Below are 18,302 nucleotides of genomic sequence, written 5' to 3' on the forward strand. Positions count from 1 at the left end.
TTAATTACTATTAGAAAGTGTGTTTAAAGCAAGTTGGATAGTTCCAAACATTCCAGCTTTTTCTTGTAACTCTGAAATATAAATTTTTACACTGTCTCGAACAAAATTTGGGACATTTTCAAACACAAGACTAATTAGCAATTTTAAATATTCTTCTCCTAATAATGTAAGGCCACCCGATAACACAACACTATCTGGATTTAAAGAATATATAAGAGTTTGCATATGACTTGCAAGTGGTTTTAAAGAATATTTTATCAGATCCACAATAACAGGATGACCCATAACATTTTTTAAATTTTCCAATTTTATTTCTTCTGCTGTCTTAAAAATTTTGTTTTCTAATAATATTTTTTTATTTTCTAACAATAATTTTAAAAGTCCCCTTGCTGATGATAGTGCTTCCATACAATTTGCTAATCCACAATTACAACTGTATTTAGTTTGAAAGTGACCACCATGGCCAAATTCTCCAGCAAACCCATTTGTTCCTCTGAAAAGTTTAGAATTAATAATGATCCCTCCACCAACTCCAGTTCCAAGAGTATACATTAACAAGTTTTTTGTGTTTATTTTTTTTTCTTTTTTTAAAAAAACATATTCCCCAAAAGCAGCAGCGTTTGCGTCATTTTCAATNNAATTACATTTTTTTTTAAAAATTTTTAAAGACTCTTCTTTAATATTAAAGTTCTTTCAATTTAAATTGGCAGCTAAATTTACTATCCCTTTTTCTGCCTCTAAAAATCCTGGCATCGCAAAACTTATTAGATCAATGTCATTTCAAGTTAAACTTTCGTTAAGTAAAACATTATCAATTTCTATTTTTAAATTTTGTAGAATATTAGTTTTAGAAGTTTTAATTTTAAAATTACAAACTGTTTTTTGTTTTTCTAATGAATAAAGAGCACACTTTGAAGATGTCCCTCCTAAATCAATGGCAATTATATACATATTTCTCCTTATAAAACAAAATTAATTATTTTGTTTTTTATAAATATAATTTTTTTAGCGTTTTTATAATCAATATTAAGTTTATTAAAACGATCTTCATTTGATAAAATTTCTAACAATTTTTCTTGTGATAGTTCTTTTTCTAATTCAATTGCTAACTTTAATTTACCATTTACTTGAATAACATATTTTGTTGTATTTTCATTTAAAATATTTTCGTCAAAAGCTGGTCAAGTTTCAAACATAACTAGTTTTTCAGTTTCATATTTACTATATAATTCATGAGCTAAATGAGGAGCAAAGACACTCAACAATGTTGCAAACCCTTTTAGTAAATTAACACTTATGTCTTTATTGTTTTTATAAACAACATTTACAAAAATCATTAATTGTGAAATAGCTGTATTAAATTGTAAGTTTTCAAGCATTTTAGTTACGTTTTTTATCATTAAACTGTACGCTTTTATAACATCAACATTTACTAAGTTTTCTTTTATTATATTAGCGTCATTATACATTCTAAACACACGGTCTAATCATTTTCTAGAAGAATCTAATCCATTAAAACTTCAAGGCAGTGAAGCTTCAATTGGCCCCATAAACATTTCATACAATCTTAATGTATCCGCTCCATGGGAATTAACAATATCATCAGGACTTTCAACATTACCTTTTGATTTACTCATTTTTGTGCCATCTTCTCCCAAAATCATTCCTTGATTGATCAATTTTATAAAGGGTTCTTTTGTTGGCACCATGTTTAGTTTATATAAAAATTTATGTCAAAATCTTGCATAAAGTAAATGTAAAACAGCATGCTCTTGTCCACCAACATATAAATCAACTGGTAATCATTTAGCTAATCTAGTTTGTGCTTCTTTGCTTGTAATGTCCAAATATGTTCCATCTCCATTATTTAAAATATATCCTAAATAATATCAACAAGAACCAGCTCATTGCGGCATTGTATTTGTTTCTCTTGTGCCTAGAACTCCGTTCACCTTTACCTTTAATCAATCTGTTGCAAGAGATAATGGTGATTCTCCTGTGTTTGATGAAGTAATGTTTTTTAATTTAGGTAATTCTAATGGTAAGTTTTTTTCTAAAACAATATCACCATTTTCTAAATGAATTATTGGGAATGGCTCTCCTCAATATCTTTGTCTTGAAAATAATCAATCCCTTAATTTAAAGTGAACTTGTTTTTCAATTACCTTATTAAACTTTGTTTCTAAAATTTCTTTTGCATCATAAATATTTAATCCATTTATTATCTCAGAGTTAATGTGTTTACCATCTTCAAGAACAACACTATTATTATCGTTATTCTCTATTATATAAGTTATTGGTAAATTATACTTTTTAGCAAACATAAAATCTCTTTTATCGTGTCCCGGAACACCCATAACAGCTCCATTAGCAAAAGAGTTTAAAACATAATCTGCAATGTAAATTGGTACTTCTTGATTGTTTATTGGATTAATAGCATATGCTCCAATAAATAAGCCATTTTTTTCAATTGAAGCATCTTGTCGTTCTAGATCAGTTTTACTTTTTGTTATATTAATAAAATCGTCAATTTTTTTAATTAACTTTTTATCACAAATCTCTTTTACAATTTTGTTTTCTGGAGAGATCGCAATATAAGAAACACCATAAATTGTGTCCAATCTTGTTGTAAAAACCTTTAGTTTAGAATTATTATTTTTAACTACAAAGTTTACATTATGCCCTTGTGATTTACCAATTCAGTTTTTTTGTAAATTTTTAACTGAATCTGGTCATTCTAAATCATCAAGACCTTCTAATAATTCATCGGCAAATTTTGTTATTTTTAAAACCCATTGTTTCATAGGTTTTTTTATAACAGGAAAGCCACCTCTTTCAGAAACCATTTGTCCATTGACTGTTTCGATTTCTTCATTAGCCAACACTGTCCCTAATCCCTCACATCAATTAACATCAACATCTTTTAGCTCTGCATATCCATGTTCAAAAAGTTTAGAAAAAATTCATTGTGTTGTTCGATAATAGTTTTTATCTGTTGTATTTACTTCAATTTCATAATTATAGTAATAACCTAATGATTTTAACTGACGACGAAAATTATCGATATTTTTGTTTGTAAAAACAGCTGGGTCATTCCCAGTTTGTAATGCATATTGTTCAGCTGGTAGTCCAAAAGCATCTCATCCAATTGGGTGCATTACATCATAGCCATTCAGTAACTTAAATCTTGCGATAGCATCAGTTGCTGTATATCCTTTTGGGTGACCAACATGTAAACCAGAACCAGATGGATATGGGAACATATCTAATACATATGATTTTTTTAACTCNNCATTTGTTTTTAGTTTAAAAACATTTTTTTCTTCTCAAATTTTTTGTCATTTTTTTTCAATTGCTTTATGTGAAAATTCCATTTTTTTTCCTTTAACTAATAATTACTAATTTCATAATATAATTATATATTTTTTTGTGATAAAAAAGGTTAATAATTTAGCAAAAAAAAACAAACATTTTGTTTGTTTTTTAAAATCAATTATTTTACTGTATCATTAATAAATTGTTCGATATTTTGTTGTGTCATGAAACCAACTTTTTTTTTCACCAACAATTTNNTTCCATTTTGGAAAATTGCAGTTGTCGGAATTGATGTTATTTGATATTTTTGAGCAATATCTCCAACGTTATCAACATTTAATTTTAGGAAATTAATTTTTGCATTATAATTTGCATCGTTTGCAACATTTGTAAATAATGGTTCCATCATTTTACAAGGACCACATCAATCTGCGTAAAAGTCCACTAATGTTGGTTTGTCAGAATTAATTGCTTCATTAAATTCTGCTGAGTTTTTTGGGTTTATAATCATATATTTTCCTCCGTTACTTTTGATACACGTTTGTAATTATATAATAAAAAATTAAAATTGCTATTAATTAAGATTTATATTTTAGATAATTTCTTTTAAAAACTTTGCTACTCCGTCTTCATCATTTGATCCGACAATTTTTTTAGCTTTTACTAATACATCCTCAATTGCATTAGTAACAGCAATCCCATTCCCAGCAACTTCAATCATTTCTAAATCGTTGTAAGAATCACCAAAAGAAAATGTATCTTTAACATAAACGTTTAGATGGTGCGATAAAAATAATAAAGCAGTTCCCTTAGATATATTTTTACATGAAATATCAAATACACGATTGCTATATTGCTTAATATCTAAAAATGGAAACTTTAATCTAAAATCAGCAATAACTTTATTTGCTTCTGCTTTTGTTAAATCTTTGTAAGATAATAAAACACCATTATATACATTATCAGTAATATTATTATGTGAACTACTAATATTATAATTTGCATTCATTACTTTAGCTCAATATAGTGAATTTTTTCCTTTTTTATTAACATACACTGTTTTTTGACCAAATAAATTAAGTTTAAAATCTTGTCCCGCAAATTCATATAAATTTTTAACTTCTTGATTTGTAAAATGCATTTCTCATAAAAATTTATTATCTCTAAATGAATATAATGCAGCTCCATTATTACCAATAACAAATCCTTTATGCTTATCTAAACCAAGTTGTTTAGCTTGACTAATTGCATCCCCAATCAAACGACCAGTTGTAACAACAAAATAATGCCCATTTTTTTGAATATTATCAACCATTTCTTTTGTGTAATCGCTAAATTGGTGTGTATTGTTTAAAAGAGTTCCATCTAAATCTGAAAAAAATGCTAATTTATTGTTTTTATTCATGTTACACTCCTTTTATTATTTATGTATTGCGCAAATTATACATTAATTAATAACAAAAGTCTAACAAAAATAAAAAAAACCACATTGTGGTAAATATTAATGGTCCGGGCTAAGGGAGTCGAACCCCCACGAGTTACCTCGCCAGATCCTAAGTCTGGTGCGTCTGCCAANTTCCGCCAAACCCGGGGAATGGTCTCCTGTGTAGGACTTGAACCTACGACCCACTGGTTAAAAGCCAGTTGCTCTACCAACTGAGCTAACAAGAGAAATGGTGCTGGCGAGAGGACTTGAACCCCCAACCTACTGATTACAAGTCAGTTGCTCTACCAATTGAGCCACGCCAGCGTATAAAAATTAAAAAAATGGTCGAGTGTGAGGGACTTGAACCCCCGACCGCCTGCTTGTAAGGCAGATGCTCTCCCAACTGAGCTAACACTCGAAAATAAANNTATGGTGACCTGTACGGGGTTTGAACCCGTGAATGCATGCGTGAAAGGCATGTGTGTTGACCGCTTCACCAACAGGCCGTAATAATATGTTTAAAAAATNAATGGCGCCTAGTACAGGACTCGAACCTGTGACCATTCGGTTAACAGCCGAGCGCTCTACCAANNCTGAGCTAACTAGGCATTATTTATAAGCACAATTTTTATTATATATAATAAGTTTTAAAAGTGCAAGAATATTTTAATATTTTTTTAAAAAAAACCATTAAATGTTACTGATAAGCATACAGCATTCAAGTACTTATTAATCATACCAGCAATTTTAATTCCGTAAACCTCTTCTGCAAAAGATTTAACTTCAACTCTAAACCTTTCTAAACTATATATTCAAATTGCCAAAGAAATTAATAGCAAAAAAAGATATATAGAAGCAAAAGTATCAAAAAAGACATCCACATATTGGTTTTCAACCACAAATGAAATTGAGTATAAAATTAACATTGTTATAAATGAAATTAACGCAATTGTATTAATAATTTTTCCCGCTTTTAAAGTTCGATGACTATTACTCATCTTATTTTTAGCTTGAACAGCCTTAAATGTTGTTAAAATCGTATTAAAAATGTGACTTATTGATGTTTTATCTGTAAATCACTTCTTATTTAAAACTAGAATATTTGTTTTTGATTTAAATATTCCAAAAGAACCAACACGGTTTTGATAACCAACATTTATGTCGTTACATTGAAAATAATCTAGAACAGTTGTTAATAATTCTTGATTTTGATTTTTAATACTTGCTTTACGATAATATAACCTTACAAATCCTGCAATAATGGTTGTAGTTAATCATAAACTAAACAATGTAATTGCAATGAAAGCTAATAGATGTTTTTCCATATATAAGTCTTTCTATATTAATTTAAGCTTTTTTAAAGCATTTTGAGCTGCTTGTTGTTCAGCTTCTTTAATACTATTAGCAGAACCAACACCGTATATTAAATTATCAATGTTAGCTGTAACTTTATAAATAGTTTTTTTTGATGTTGGATCAATTGTTTCTTTAGCTACAACATAGTTCAAAGTACGTTTGTTATCAGCTTGTAAATATTCTTGTAACTCGGTTTTGTGGTCTTTAATTTCATTTACAATATCATTTTCATCACAATACTTAATTAATGTTTCTTCAACAAATTTATGCACAACACTTTCATCATTGTCTAAGTAAATTGCTGCTAATAGAGATTCATAAACATCTGATAAAATGCTTGTTTTTTCAATTCCCCCAGTTTTTAATTCACCTTTTCCCAATAATACTAAACGACCTAAGTCTAAATGAATTGCAATTGAAGCAAGTGTTGCATCTCGAACAATTTTACTTCTTAAAGAAGTGATTTCTCCTTCTTTTTTATCAGAATACTTTTTATACAAATACAATGAAATTGTTTGTTGTAAAATAGCATCTCCCAAAAACTCTAAACGTTGATAATTAAAATCTAAATTATATTCATTAGCATAAGAGTTATGTGTTAAAGCATTATAATATGTGTCCACGTTTTTAATTTCAATGTTAAATTTATCAAAAAATGTTTTTAATCGATACTTTAAGTTTCCTCATGTTGCATTGTCAATATTTTTATTACTCATTTGTTAAACCATCCTTAATTCTATTTGATACATCTTGTTCTACAGCTTTTTTNNTAGATAAGCGCAATGCACTTAATCATGATATTTCATCACTGCTTCCATGTGTTTTAATAGCAATTTTATTTAATCCTAAAACAATTGCTGATGCATTATTTCGATAATCGAAAGTTTCTTTCATTCCTTTAAAAGCTTTTCTTAAACTTAAAGCTTTTAATTTTCTTCAAAGATTTTTCTTTAATTCTTTTTTTAGAACCATCATTAAATTTTGAGCCATTCCTTCAATTGCTTTTAATGCTAAATTACCAGAATACCCATCACAAACTATTATATCTGAACTATTGATAACAATGTCGCGTGATTCAATATTCCCTACAAAGTTTAATGATTTATCTTGCTCAAGAACTTTGTAAGCTTCTTTATGAAAATCTAACCCTTTTGTTGATTCTTCTCCAATGTTCAATAAACCAATTCTTGGGTTTTCTAAATCTAACACTTTTTCAACATATATTTTTGCCATTAATGCAAAATTATGTAGATCCTTAGCTGTGTTTTCCACCGATGCTCCAACATCTAACATATTTACATATTTACCTTTTTTAACTGTTGGAATAAAAGGCATAAAAGCTGGTCGCATATCATTAATAGAACCAATCATTATTTGACAACCAGCCAAGAAAGCCGGGGTTGAACCACCAGAAATAAAAGCGCTAACTTCATCATTTTTTAATAAGTTCAATCCTTGAGTTAAAGAACTGTCTTTTTTTCTTCTAAAAGACATTATCCCCTCTCCTGGTTCAATAAATTCTGAAGTATTAAATATTTCATATTTATCGCTTCTTAACTTTACTTTATCGGCGATTATTTTTATTTCTGATTCATTACCCACAAGCACATATTTTACATCATCATTAGTTTTTGTAAAAGTTTTTATCGCTTTTATTATTGGTTCAATTCCTTTATCAGTACCCATTACATCGATTGCAATTTTCATAATATCTCCTATATCTTTTTAGTTAGTTCTAATTTTATACGATTTTTATTATCTATTTCTATTATATTAGTCTTAATTTTTTGTTCAAGTTTAAAGTAATCTTCAATATTAATATTATCAAGATTTGAAGCTTTAAATATTTTTGATTTGTGTAAAAGCGCTTCTATGTTGTTATCAATTTTAACAAATATTCCAAAGTCTACAATTTTTTTTACAACTCCATTAATAGAATCACCGATTTTATATGTTTTTATTACTTTTTGAATATCTTCAATTGCTTGTTTAATTGTTTCTAAATTTTGGTGATAAATTATAACCTTACCGCTTTCATTTATATCTATTTTAACATCATCATTGTTTTTAATGATATTTGTTATTGTTTTTCCACCAGTTCCGATTAATACTTTGATCATATTATTTGGTATTGTTAAAATCATGTGTTTTGAAACATTTTCCGCTAATTTAATGCGGGGAGTTTTAATTGTTTTTTTAATAACATCAATAACTTTTTTTAAGCTTTTTCCTGTTCTTTGTAAAATATCTTCAAATAATTCTAAAGTTATTCCAGGGATTTTTAAATCCATTTGAATTCCAAAGATACCATCATTTGATCTAGCAATTTTAAAATCCATATCTCCTAAGTGATCTTCCATACCGGAAATATCTGTTAATATTTCATATTTGCTTTCATTATCATAAATTAAACCAAAAGCTAATCCTGAAACNNAATTTTTTTTTATTGGAACACCACCAGCCATCAACGCTAGAATGCTTGCACAAATAGCAGCTTGCGATGTTGAACCATCAGATGCCAACACTTCAGAAACTAATCTAATTGTATAAGGAAATTCATCAACTGAAGGTAAAACTTTTACTAAAACATTTTCTCCAAATAAACCATGTCCAATTTCTCTTCTAGAAACACCATTGTATTTACCAACTGCTCCAATAGAAAATGGTGCAAAGTTATAGTGATGCATAAATTTTTTATTATCAACATCGGTTATACCATCAATAATCTGGTTCTCATCTAAAGCTCCAAGTGTTAATAAACTTAAAACTTGTGTCTTACCTCTATTAAAAAGACCACTCCCATGTACTAAGGGAATATTATCAATTTCAGCTGCTAATTCTCTTATTTCAGTTAATTTTCTATTATCTAACCTTATTTTATTTTTTAAAATATTTTCACGATAAAGAATTTTAAATTCATTAAGTAAAATGTTCCTTAAAGCTTCTATGTTCACTTGATTATTTGTTATAGAAAAATTATTAATAGTTTTTGTGATTAAATTTAAAACACTTTGTTGTTTATCATTATTTTTTTTACTTAAAATTATTTCGTTGACACTTTTTATAAATTCTTGTTTAACATCGCTAAAATCATTTTGAACTACATTACTTTTTATTTGTAATGATTCTTTTTGTACATCATTACCTTTGCAAATTTCATTTATAAAATTTATTATTGTTTTGTTAAAACTAAATGCATTTTTAACAATATGTAAAAAGTCTTTTTCTTTTAATTCATTAACAAACGCTTCTATCATAACAATTTTATCATTAGTAGTTACGATAAATATATCGTTTGAATTTACATCACAATCTGATGTATTATTATTTTTTGAAGAAGAATAAAACATGCTAGCAGTGCTTAATAAATTTATTTTTGATAAAGATAAAACAACCATAGCTCCAATAAAAGCCGCAAACCTTGCATCTGTTTTATTTTCAACTGACAAAGCACTTAAGTTAATTTGCACTTCGTTATTATAACCCTTAGGAAACAAAGGTCTAATTGCTCGATCTATTAATCTACCTGTAGCAATTGCAAATTCTGATGGCTTTCCTTCTCTTTTTTGAAAACTTCCCGGTATTTTTCCAACAGAATATAACTTTTCTTGAAATATTACTGTTAAAGGTAAAAAATCTACACCATTTGTTGGTTGTGTATTTAAAGTTGCTAAAACAGTTGTATTACCATAACGAATCATACAACTATTTTCAGATTGTAAAGCATACTTATTTAATTCCACAGTTAAAAGCTTATCATTTAATTGAATTTCAAAATTTTTTCTCATGTTTATATATTACCACTTATCCTATGGCTTTTTTAGAATATTATAAATGGTATAATAATTTAGTAGACAGCTAAGTTAATAAGGGCAAACTACAAAGGAGATTTATATATGAAAGATTTATATATTGAAAAAGAAGAACTAAAAACATTAATCGATAGTAGTGATGTTGATTTAATTGATGTTAGAACTGAAGAAGAGTTTAACTCGTTAAAAAAAGTTCCAAATACAAAAAACATTCCAATGAAATTGATTTTGAAAGACCCTGAAAAATATTTATCTTCTAAAGATCGTCATTCAGTTATCATCTGTAATGCTGGAAACAGAAGTACTGATGTAGCAAAAGAATTACGTAATTTAGGTTACAACGCTCAATCTTTAAGAGGTGGAGCTTTCGGATATCACAGAGAAGAAAAATAAATAATTATAATAAAAAAACCATCAAGTTGATGGTTTTTTTCTTTTAAATTTATAGATTATCTAAATAATCGTCAGCAATTTTGTCTTTACTTTGTTTTTTTAATTTTTGTAAAAGAGATTTTTCTTCTGTTGATAGTTTTTTAGGCATTTTAGCAATTAAATTAACAAACATATCCCCACGTCTATTAATAAAACCTTTAAAGAATCCATGATTGGCAATTTTAAGGTTTGTATTATTTTTAGTATTTGGTGCTACTTTAACTTTAACGATTCCATCAAAAGTTGGAATTTCTAAATCAGTACCTAAAATTAAATCTAAGTATGGAACTTCTAGATCTAATAATAAATCGTGCTCATGACGTTCGAAGTATTTACTTTCTTGTACTCGTACTTCTAAATAAATATCTCCCCTTGGCCCTTTATTAAAACCATGGTGACCTTTATTACGTAAACGAATTTGTTGGTTAGGTAAAATAGTTTTTGGAATTTGAAATTCAATTTCTTCTGTTATCAATTTACGTGCAGACCCTTTACAGTCAGTACACTTAACTTTAATAATTTTTCCACGACCTTTACAATGGTGACATTTAACTTGTTGTTGAACTATTCCAAATAGACTTCGTTTTTGCTCAATAACAAATCCTTGTCCTTTACATTCACTACAAGTTTCAACATCACTAGCTGATTTAGCTCCAATTCCATCACAAGTATCACAAACACTATCAATCTTGATTTCAATAGACTTATCAACACCAAACATCATTTCTTTTAATGTAATATCAATTACAGCTCCAATGTCAGCTCCTTTTGTAGGATAACCATTTGTCGATTTTTGACCGCCTCCGCGACGAGAACCGCCAAAGAAGTTGTCAAAAATATCTCCAAATCCCCCACTAAAAATGTCTTCAAAGCCACCAAAGCCAGAAAATCCTTCAAAGCCACCAAAGCCACCTTGACCGTTCATTCCAGCATGACCAAACTTATCATAAGCGCTACGCTTTTCTTCGTTCGATAAAACTTCATAAGCTTCATTTATTTCTTTAAATTTATCTTCAGCATTTTCTTCTTTAGAAATATCTGGATGATATTTTTTAGCAAGGGTTCTAAAAGCTGCTTTTATTTCAGCTTGCGTGGCACTCTTACTTATTCCTAAAACTTCATAATAATCTCTTTTATTGCTCATTTTTTATTCTCCCATTAAAAGAAATAAACAGTTTCCTGTTTATTTTCTTAGTTTTTACTTTTTTTATCGTCTTTTTTCTTACTTTTAGCTTTTACATCTTTTGGTTGTGAAGGATCTTCTGTTGGTGCATCTCCATTCGCAGCTTCACCATTAGCTTGGCTCATGTGTTGTGCTGCTTGTTGCATTGCAGCTTCCAATTCACCCATTTTTGTTCTTAAAGTTTCATAGTCTTCTTTTTCTAATAACTCTTTGAACTCTTTAACTAATTCTTCACTTTGTTTTTTCTGATCTTCTGTTGCTTCTTTGTTATCTTTTAAACTATTTTCAATTGTTGAAATATATTGTTCTGCTTGGTTTTTAGTTTCAATATTTTTCAATTTAATTTCATCTTTTTCTTGATTTGCTTCAGCTTCTTCAATCATTTTTTTGATATCTTCATCAGTCAATCCATCATTATTAGTAATTGTAATTGATTGTTCTTGTTTTGTTTCTAAATCTTTTGCACCAACAGATACAATTCCGTTAGCATCAATTGAGAAAGTCACTTCAATTTGTGGTACACCTTTTGGCGCTTGTTTAATTCCACTTAATTGGAAACGTCCTAATGTTTTATTGTCAGCAGCCATTTTTCTTTCACCTTGTAACACGTGAATATCTACAGCTGGTTGATTATCCATTGCAGTTGAGAAAACTTGAGTTTTCTTAGTTGGGATTGTTGTATTTCTTGGAATAAGGTTTGTACAAATTCCTCCTAATGTTTCAATTCCTAATGATAATGGTGTTACGTCTAATAATAAAACATCATTAACGTCTCCACTTAATACTCCACCTTGAATTGCAGCTCCAATTGCCACAACTTCATCCGGGTTAATTGTACGGTTAGCTTCTTTTTTTAATTCATTTTTAATAACTTCTTGTACAGCTGGAATTCTTGTTGAACCACCAACTAATAATATTTGATCCAATTCACTTGGAGATAATTTTGCTTCTTTTAAAGCATCTTTAACTGGTTTAATTGTTCTTTCAACTAAATCACGTGTCATTTCTTCAAATTTTGCTCTTGTTAAAGATAAACTTAAGTGTAATGGCACTCCATCTTGTGCTGTAATAAATGGTGCTGAAATTTCAGTTTGCATTTGTGATGATAAATTTTTCTTAGCTTTTTCTGCTTCTTCTTTTAAACGTTGCATTGCCATTTTATCTTTTTGCAAATCAACACCTTGATCTTTTTTAAATTCTTGAACCATTCAGTTCATAACTTTAATATCAAAGTCATCTCCACCTAAATGATTATCCCCAGATGTTGACAATACTTCGAAAGTACCACCAGCTAACTCAAGAATAGAAACGTCAAATGTTCCCCCTCCTAAGTCAAATACTAAGATTTTTTGTTCTTTATCTGTTTTATCAATTCCATAAGCTAAAGCAGCTGCTGTTGGTTCGTTAACAATTCTTTCAACATCTAATCCAGCAATTTTACCAGCATTTTTAGTAGCTTGTCTTTGAGCATCGTTAAAGTAAGCTGGAACAGTAATAACAGCTTTTGTTACTTTTTGTCCTAATTTTTTTTCAGCAAAACCTTTCATATAACGTAAAATTTCTGCTGATATTTGTTCTGGTGTATATTCTTTACCATTGATTGTTTCTTTTTCACTAGTTCCCATTTTTCTTTTAATTGAGCTAATAGTGTTAGGGTTTGTTACAGCTTGTCTTTTAGCTGCATCCCCAATAATGATATCTTCATTTTTAAATGATACAACAGATGGTGTTGTTCTTAACCCTTCTGGATTTTCTAATACCTTTGGATCTTTACCATCCATAATTGCTACACAAGAGTTTGTAGTTCCTAAATCTATTCCTATAATTTTTGACATATTTAATTACCTATCCTTTCGCCTTTATTTTTTTATGTTTACAAGCGCATGTTTAATAACGCGATCTTTTAACATATAACCTTTGCTTAATACTTTTGTTATAATTGGTTCTTTAGTACTTTCTTTGTTTTCGCTTTCTTCCACATTTACAGCTTCTTGTAAATCGGGATTGAAAGTTTCTTGTTCTTTGGGGTCAATTATTGTTACCCCTTGATTTTGTAATGCTTGAACTATATTGTTAAAAATCATTTCAAATCCGATTAAAAAGTTTTTAGCTCCATCCGGTAAATTTTTAACTTTTAATGCTCCTTCAAAAGGAGTTAAAATTGTTACAATTTCTTCAGCCAACTTTTGTCCTTCATATTTTCTAATATTACGAATTTCTTCATTAACCATATGTTTATGATTTTCTTTATCAGCTAAAGCTACTAAACGATCATTTTTTAAATTTTCAATTTCTTTTTTTTGATCATTTAATATATTAATGATATTTTCAAAATCAGTTGTAAGTGTTTTGTTTTCAATTATTAAATTTTTAAAATTTTCAATAATCTGTTCACTTGTAGGTTGTTGTTTTTCAACTTTTTCTGTGTTTTTTTTACTCATTTTCATCTCCCTGATTATTATTTGACATTCCTTGAATTTTTTCGTTTAACCATTCTAAAATGTTATAAATTCTATCATATTCAATTCTTTTAGGTCCTAAAACTACTAAGCTTTTTTCTGAACCATCTTTTTCTTGATATGAAGTTGTTATTAAAGAAACATTATTGTTTTCAAATCCACCTTCTTCACCAATTTTTACATCTATAAATGATTTGCCATTTTTATTGTTTTGTGATTTTTTAAAAAACTCAAATGGTGAAACCGTTTCAATAAAGGTAATGATTTCTTTAATTTTTTCTGGAGTATTATATTCAGGATTTGTTAACATGTAATGTACTCCATGTTTAGAATGAGATGGCGCATTAATGCTTGTTAAAGCATTAACGAACTGTTTGAAAATTAACTCATAATTTTTTACTTGTTGTTGTAAGATTGGTCTTATTGCCTCAAACTTTTCTAGAATATTTTCTAGAGTAGTTTGTGATAAACGTTCATTAATAATTTCAATTGATCTTTTTAAATCATCAATTTTATTTTCTTCATTAAAAACAAATGTTTTATTTTCAACGTGACCACTAGATAATACAAATATTACAACGGCACTAGTATTTGATATTTTAAGCATTTCTATTTTTCTAATATAATTTGTTAAGTTGTTTTTATCAACAACAACAGTTGCTAAATTAGTCATTTCACTAAGGATTTCTCCTGTTTGATTTAAAATGTCATCAATCGTTAAACTTCTATCTTCAAAGATTGTTTCAATACGAACTTTTAAATCATCAACATTTTTTTTATCCATCAGATAATCAACATAATATCGATACCCTTTTGTTGATGGAATTCTACCAGAAGATGTATGCTCTTTTTCCAAATAACCTTCTTTTCCTAAAGTTACACATTCATTTCTAATAGTGGCAGAACTTGCATCTAATAAATTAGATTCTAAAATTGTCTTACTACCAACAGGTTGAGCTGTTCTTGTATATTCTTCAATAATTATTTTTAAGATATTTCTCTGTCTTGTAGATAACATTTATTCTCCTTAGCAGAATATTTATTTAACTGCTAATAAATTAATTATAAATTAACAATCAGATTATTCAAGTGCTAATTTAATTTATTTGCTGATGTTAAAGTAAAACTATCATTATTGAAAGAAATTAAATTATTAGAATCTTCTTTTACAAGCCCTTCAACTATTTTTTGGGCAATGAATGTTTCAATATTTGAACTAATATAACGTTTAATTGGACGAGCTCCAAATTCTTTATCGTAAGCTTCATCTAAGATTTTTTTATATACTTCCTCTGAAAAAGTAAATTTCATATTTTTTAACTTCACGATTCTTTCTGTTAAATCACTTAGTTCTTTGATTATTATTTCTTTTATTATTGTTTTTGATAAAGCATTGAAAACAATAATGTTATCAATTCTGTTTAAAATTTCTGGTTTAAATACTTTAGATAATTCTTTTTTGATTTTAACTCCTAAACCATCATTATATTCTGATAATAATAGTTCAGATCCTACATTTGAAGTCATAATAATAACAGTGTTTTTAAAATCAATTTTTTTACCTAACCCATCAGTTATGTGCCCATCATCTAATATTTGTAATAAAACATTTATTACATCTGGATGTGCTTTTTCAATTTCATCAAATAAAATAATTGAATATGGACGTCTTCTTATAGCTTCTGTTAATTGACCACCTTGTTCATATCCAACATATCCAGGAGGTGCTCCAATTAATTTGCTAACAGAATGTTTTTCCATGTATTCTGACATATCAACTCTAACAATATTTTTGTTTGAATTAAACATAATATCAGCTAAACTACGAGCAACATGTGTTTTACCAACACCAGTGGGCCCTAAAAATAAGAAACTCCCAATTGGTTTTGAAGGATCTTTAATTCCACTTCTACTTCTAATTAATGCATCTCCAATTGCTTCAACAGCTTCGGGTTGTCCCTTAACTAAATGTCTTAATTTATTTTTTAAATTCATTAGTTTTTCTTTTTCATCAGAAACTAATTTGTTTAATGGAATACCAGTTCAAATTGAAATAATATTAGCAATTTCAATATCTGTTACCTCTTCACTAACCATTTTATTTTTAGGTAATGATGATAATTTTTCTGTTAACTCTTTTTCTAATTTTGGAATTACTGAATATGTAATTTCCCCAGCTCTACTAAAATTACCATTTGTTTGAGCTTGTTCTAATTCATTTTTAGTTTTTTCAATTTTTTCTTTTAAAGCTTTTATTTCATTAACATCATTTCGTTCTTTTGTTCATTGTTTTGATAATTTATCTTGAGTTGGTTTTAACTCATTTAATTTATTATTAACTTCTTGCAACCTATTAAACGAAACTTTGTCTTTTTCTTTTGAAAGAGCTGCTTTTTCAATTTCTAATTGCATTATCTTTCTGTTAACATTATCTAATTCTGTTGGTACAGATGTTATTTCAGTTTTAACGTTAGCACAAGCTTCATCAATTAAATCTATCGCTTTATCTGGTAAGAATCTATCCGTTATATATCTAGATGATAAATTAACTGAAGCCACAATTGCTTTATCGCTAATTCTTACACCATGGAAATTTTCAAACCTTTCTTTTAATCCTCTTAAAATTGAAATACTTTCTTCTGGTGTTGATTCGTTAATATAAACTTTTTGAAACCTTCTTTCTAAAGCTTGATCTTTTTCAATGTAGTTTCTGTGTTCGTCTAATGTTGTTGCACCAATACAATGTAATTCTCCTCTTGCTAACATTGGCTTTAATAAATTACTTGCATCCATTGCTCCTTGAGTTTTTCCGGTTCCAACAATTAAATGAAGTTCATCAATAAATAAGATTATATTTCCGTGAGAATCTTTCACTTGTTTAATGACAGATTTTAATCTTTCTTCAAATTCTCCTTGAAATTTGGCTCCAGCAATCAATAAACCTAAGTCTAACTCGTAAATTATTTTATTTTCTAAGTGTGTTGGAATATCTTTTTTAATAATTCTTTGAGCTATTCCTTCAACAATTGCAGTTTTACCTACCCCTGGTTCACCAATTAATACTGGGTTGTTTTTAGTTCTTCTTGATAAAATTCTTATAGCACGGTTAATTTCTTCTTGTCTACCAATTATAGGGTCTAGTTTGTTGTCTAGCGCTAACTGGTTAAGGTTTTTACCATACTTTTCTAATGGTTTTCTGTTATCAGAAGGACCTGCTGTTTGTGTAAAATTCATGAAATACCTCCTTAGCAATTAATATGTTTGTTTGCTAATAATATAATAACAAATTTGTTAGCAAAGTCAACTTTTAATTGCTAATTTTATATTCAAAACAGATCTCATTTGTTATAACCCCCTTATATGTTATAGAATATTATTGTAATGATGCCTATTTTTAGGTATGGAGGATTTAATGAGATTAGATGATTTAAATAAAAAAAGACTAATATTAATTGATTTGGATGGTACAACATTAAGAAATGATGGTAAAACGATTCACCCCAAAACAAAAGAAGCTTTGATTAAAGCTTCAAAAAACGGACATTATGTTTGTATAATTACAGCCAGACCAAACAGAGCTAGTATTCAGTATTATAGAGAATTAGGTTTAAACACTTTATTGAACAACTTTGATGGTGGACATATTCACGATCCAGGTAGTGAAGAATTTAAAAGAATATTATTTCCTTTATCTAATGATATTATTAAATCTATTTTAAACGAAAAACCTATAAAAGATTTACACGAAAACATACTAATTGAATATTATAATAAGTCTATTTGTTCAAAGAAAGATTATGACGTAGAGACTTTCTTTCATTTAGAATATGGTGAAGAAGAATTAGAAGATGATAATTATTTTATAGGCGACCCCTTTAGTTGAACGGGTCCCTCATGTAATATTTCTTTGGTTTTTAATAATTCTAGCAAAGATTTAGATAATGTTTATCGTGTATTTGAAAAGTACCACAATTCTATAAGTTTAACATCTGTTGGTTTTGGAAAAAACAAAGATAAAACCTTGATAAATATTACAAGTAAGTTAGTTGATAAAGGACATACAGCTATGTTATTAGCTCAATATTATAATGTAGACATTAGAGATGTAATTGCCTTTGGTGATGAAATGAATGATATTAACATGATTAAAAACGTTGGATATGGAATTGCTATGAAAAACGGTAATCGTATATTAAAAACATTTTGTCGAGGAATTACTCACTTAGATAACAATAATGGTGGTGTCGGCGATTATTTAGAAAAATTATTAGCTGGGAAAGAAGTATAATCTTTAACTTAAATTTATAAAAAAAATCGTG

At 28.1% G+C, this 18,302-nt stretch carries 15 protein-coding genes and 6 tRNA genes; 2 read left to right on the forward strand and 19 right to left on the reverse strand.

What is annotated here, in order from left to right; genetic code table 4:
- The 14 genes from NPX79_RS00750 to NPX79_RS00815 form a co-directional block, all read right to left on the reverse strand.
- Entirely contained in the window at positions 1-951 is a 951-nt protein-coding gene (locus tag NPX79_RS00750) for an ROK family protein (protein ID WP_381415227.1), read from the reverse strand.
- 8 nt (positions 952-959) lie between these two features.
- On the reverse strand, positions 960-3,374 hold the full coding sequence (gene leuS / locus NPX79_RS00755; protein ID WP_381415228.1) for a leucine--tRNA ligase: 2,415 nt from the start codon (positions 3,372-3,374) through the stop codon (positions 960-962).
- A 119-nt stretch (positions 3,375-3,493) separates the two neighbouring features.
- Positions 3,494-3,826, reverse strand: coding sequence for a thioredoxin (trxA, locus tag NPX79_RS00760; protein WP_381415229.1), 333 nt, complete (start codon positions 3,824-3,826; stop codon positions 3,494-3,496).
- Positions 3,827-3,907: 81 nt separating this feature from the next.
- On the reverse strand, positions 3,908-4,720 hold the full coding sequence (locus NPX79_RS00765; RefSeq protein ID WP_381415230.1) for an HAD family hydrolase: 813 nt from the start codon (positions 4,718-4,720) through the stop codon (positions 3,908-3,910).
- A 100-nt stretch (positions 4,721-4,820) separates the two neighbouring features.
- A tRNA-Leu gene (locus NPX79_RS00770) sits at positions 4,821-4,906 on the reverse strand.
- A gap of 4 nt (positions 4,907-4,910) precedes the next feature.
- Positions 4,911-4,986: transfer RNA gene (locus NPX79_RS00775), tRNA-Lys, on the reverse strand.
- A gap of 3 nt (positions 4,987-4,989) precedes the next feature.
- Positions 4,990-5,065: transfer RNA gene (locus tag NPX79_RS00780), tRNA-Thr, on the reverse strand.
- A gap of 18 nt (positions 5,066-5,083) precedes the next feature.
- Positions 5,084-5,159: transfer RNA gene (locus NPX79_RS00785), tRNA-Val, on the reverse strand.
- Positions 5,160-5,171: 12 nt separating this feature from the next.
- Positions 5,172-5,247: transfer RNA gene (locus tag NPX79_RS00790), tRNA-Glu, on the reverse strand.
- Positions 5,248-5,271: 24 nt separating this feature from the next.
- Positions 5,272-5,349: transfer RNA gene (locus NPX79_RS00795), tRNA-Asn, on the reverse strand.
- Positions 5,350-5,418: 69 nt separating this feature from the next.
- Positions 5,419-6,066, reverse strand: a complete 648-nt coding sequence (locus NPX79_RS00800; RefSeq protein ID WP_381415231.1) for a hypothetical protein — start codon at positions 6,064-6,066, stop codon at positions 5,419-5,421.
- A gap of 12 nt (positions 6,067-6,078) precedes the next feature.
- Complete coding sequence (gene rnc, locus NPX79_RS00805; RefSeq protein ID WP_381415232.1) at positions 6,079-6,813, reverse strand: ribonuclease III; 735 nt, start codon at positions 6,811-6,813, stop codon at positions 6,079-6,081.
- Complete coding sequence (gene plsX, locus NPX79_RS00810; protein ID WP_381415233.1) at positions 6,806-7,804, reverse strand: phosphate acyltransferase PlsX; 999 nt, start codon at positions 7,802-7,804, stop codon at positions 6,806-6,808. Before plsX ends, rnc begins: the two co-directional genes overlap by 8 nt.
- An 8-nt stretch (positions 7,805-7,812) precedes the next feature.
- A complete protein-coding gene (locus NPX79_RS00815) occupies positions 7,813-9,885 on the reverse strand; it encodes a polyribonucleotide nucleotidyltransferase (RefSeq protein WP_381415234.1) in 2,073 nt (690 codons plus the stop codon).
- A gap of 108 nt (positions 9,886-9,993) precedes the next feature.
- On the opposite strand from NPX79_RS00815, the gene NPX79_RS00820 reads away from it, so the two are divergent.
- Entirely contained in the window at positions 9,994-10,302 is a 309-nt protein-coding gene (locus tag NPX79_RS00820; RefSeq protein WP_381415235.1) for a rhodanese-like domain-containing protein, read from the forward strand.
- A gap of 49 nt (positions 10,303-10,351) precedes the next feature.
- Here NPX79_RS00820 and dnaJ read toward each other — a convergent pair whose 3' ends face one another.
- From dnaJ to NPX79_RS00845, 5 genes are all read right to left on the reverse strand, one after another.
- Positions 10,352-11,485, reverse strand: coding sequence for a molecular chaperone DnaJ (gene dnaJ, locus NPX79_RS00825; protein ID WP_381415236.1), 1,134 nt, complete (start codon positions 11,483-11,485; stop codon positions 10,352-10,354).
- A gap of 47 nt (positions 11,486-11,532) precedes the next feature.
- Positions 11,533-13,359: a molecular chaperone DnaK gene (gene dnaK, locus NPX79_RS00830; RefSeq protein ID WP_381415237.1), complete on the reverse strand. Its 1,827-nt coding sequence runs from the start codon at positions 13,357-13,359 to the stop codon at positions 11,533-11,535.
- A gap of 24 nt (positions 13,360-13,383) precedes the next feature.
- Positions 13,384-13,965 carry a nucleotide exchange factor GrpE gene (locus NPX79_RS00835; protein ID WP_381415238.1) on the reverse strand — a complete coding sequence of 194 codons (582 nt, stop codon included), beginning with the start codon at positions 13,963-13,965 and terminating at the stop codon, positions 13,384-13,386.
- The gene (gene hrcA / locus NPX79_RS00840) at positions 13,958-15,001 is read right to left on the reverse strand and encodes a heat-inducible transcriptional repressor HrcA (protein ID WP_381415239.1); all 1,044 of its coding nucleotides are present in this window, start codon (positions 14,999-15,001) and stop codon (positions 13,958-13,960) included. The genes NPX79_RS00835 and hrcA overlap by 8 nt, the downstream gene beginning before the upstream one ends.
- A gap of 74 nt (positions 15,002-15,075) precedes the next feature.
- On the reverse strand, positions 15,076-17,217 hold the full coding sequence (locus NPX79_RS00845) for an ATP-dependent Clp protease ATP-binding subunit (protein ID WP_381415240.1): 2,142 nt from the start codon (positions 17,215-17,217) through the stop codon (positions 15,076-15,078).
- A 178-nt stretch (positions 17,218-17,395) separates the two neighbouring features.
- Here NPX79_RS00845 and NPX79_RS00850 point away from each other — a divergent pair, with 178 nt between their 5' ends.
- Complete coding sequence (locus NPX79_RS00850; protein ID WP_381415241.1) at positions 17,396-18,271, forward strand: Cof-type HAD-IIB family hydrolase; 876 nt, start codon at positions 17,396-17,398, stop codon at positions 18,269-18,271.
- Positions 18,272-18,302: the final 31 nt, after the last annotated feature.

The organism is Spiroplasma endosymbiont of Anurida maritima (assembly GCF_042465095.1).
Lineage (GTDB): Bacteria > Bacillota_I > Bacilli_A > Mycoplasmatales > Mycoplasmataceae.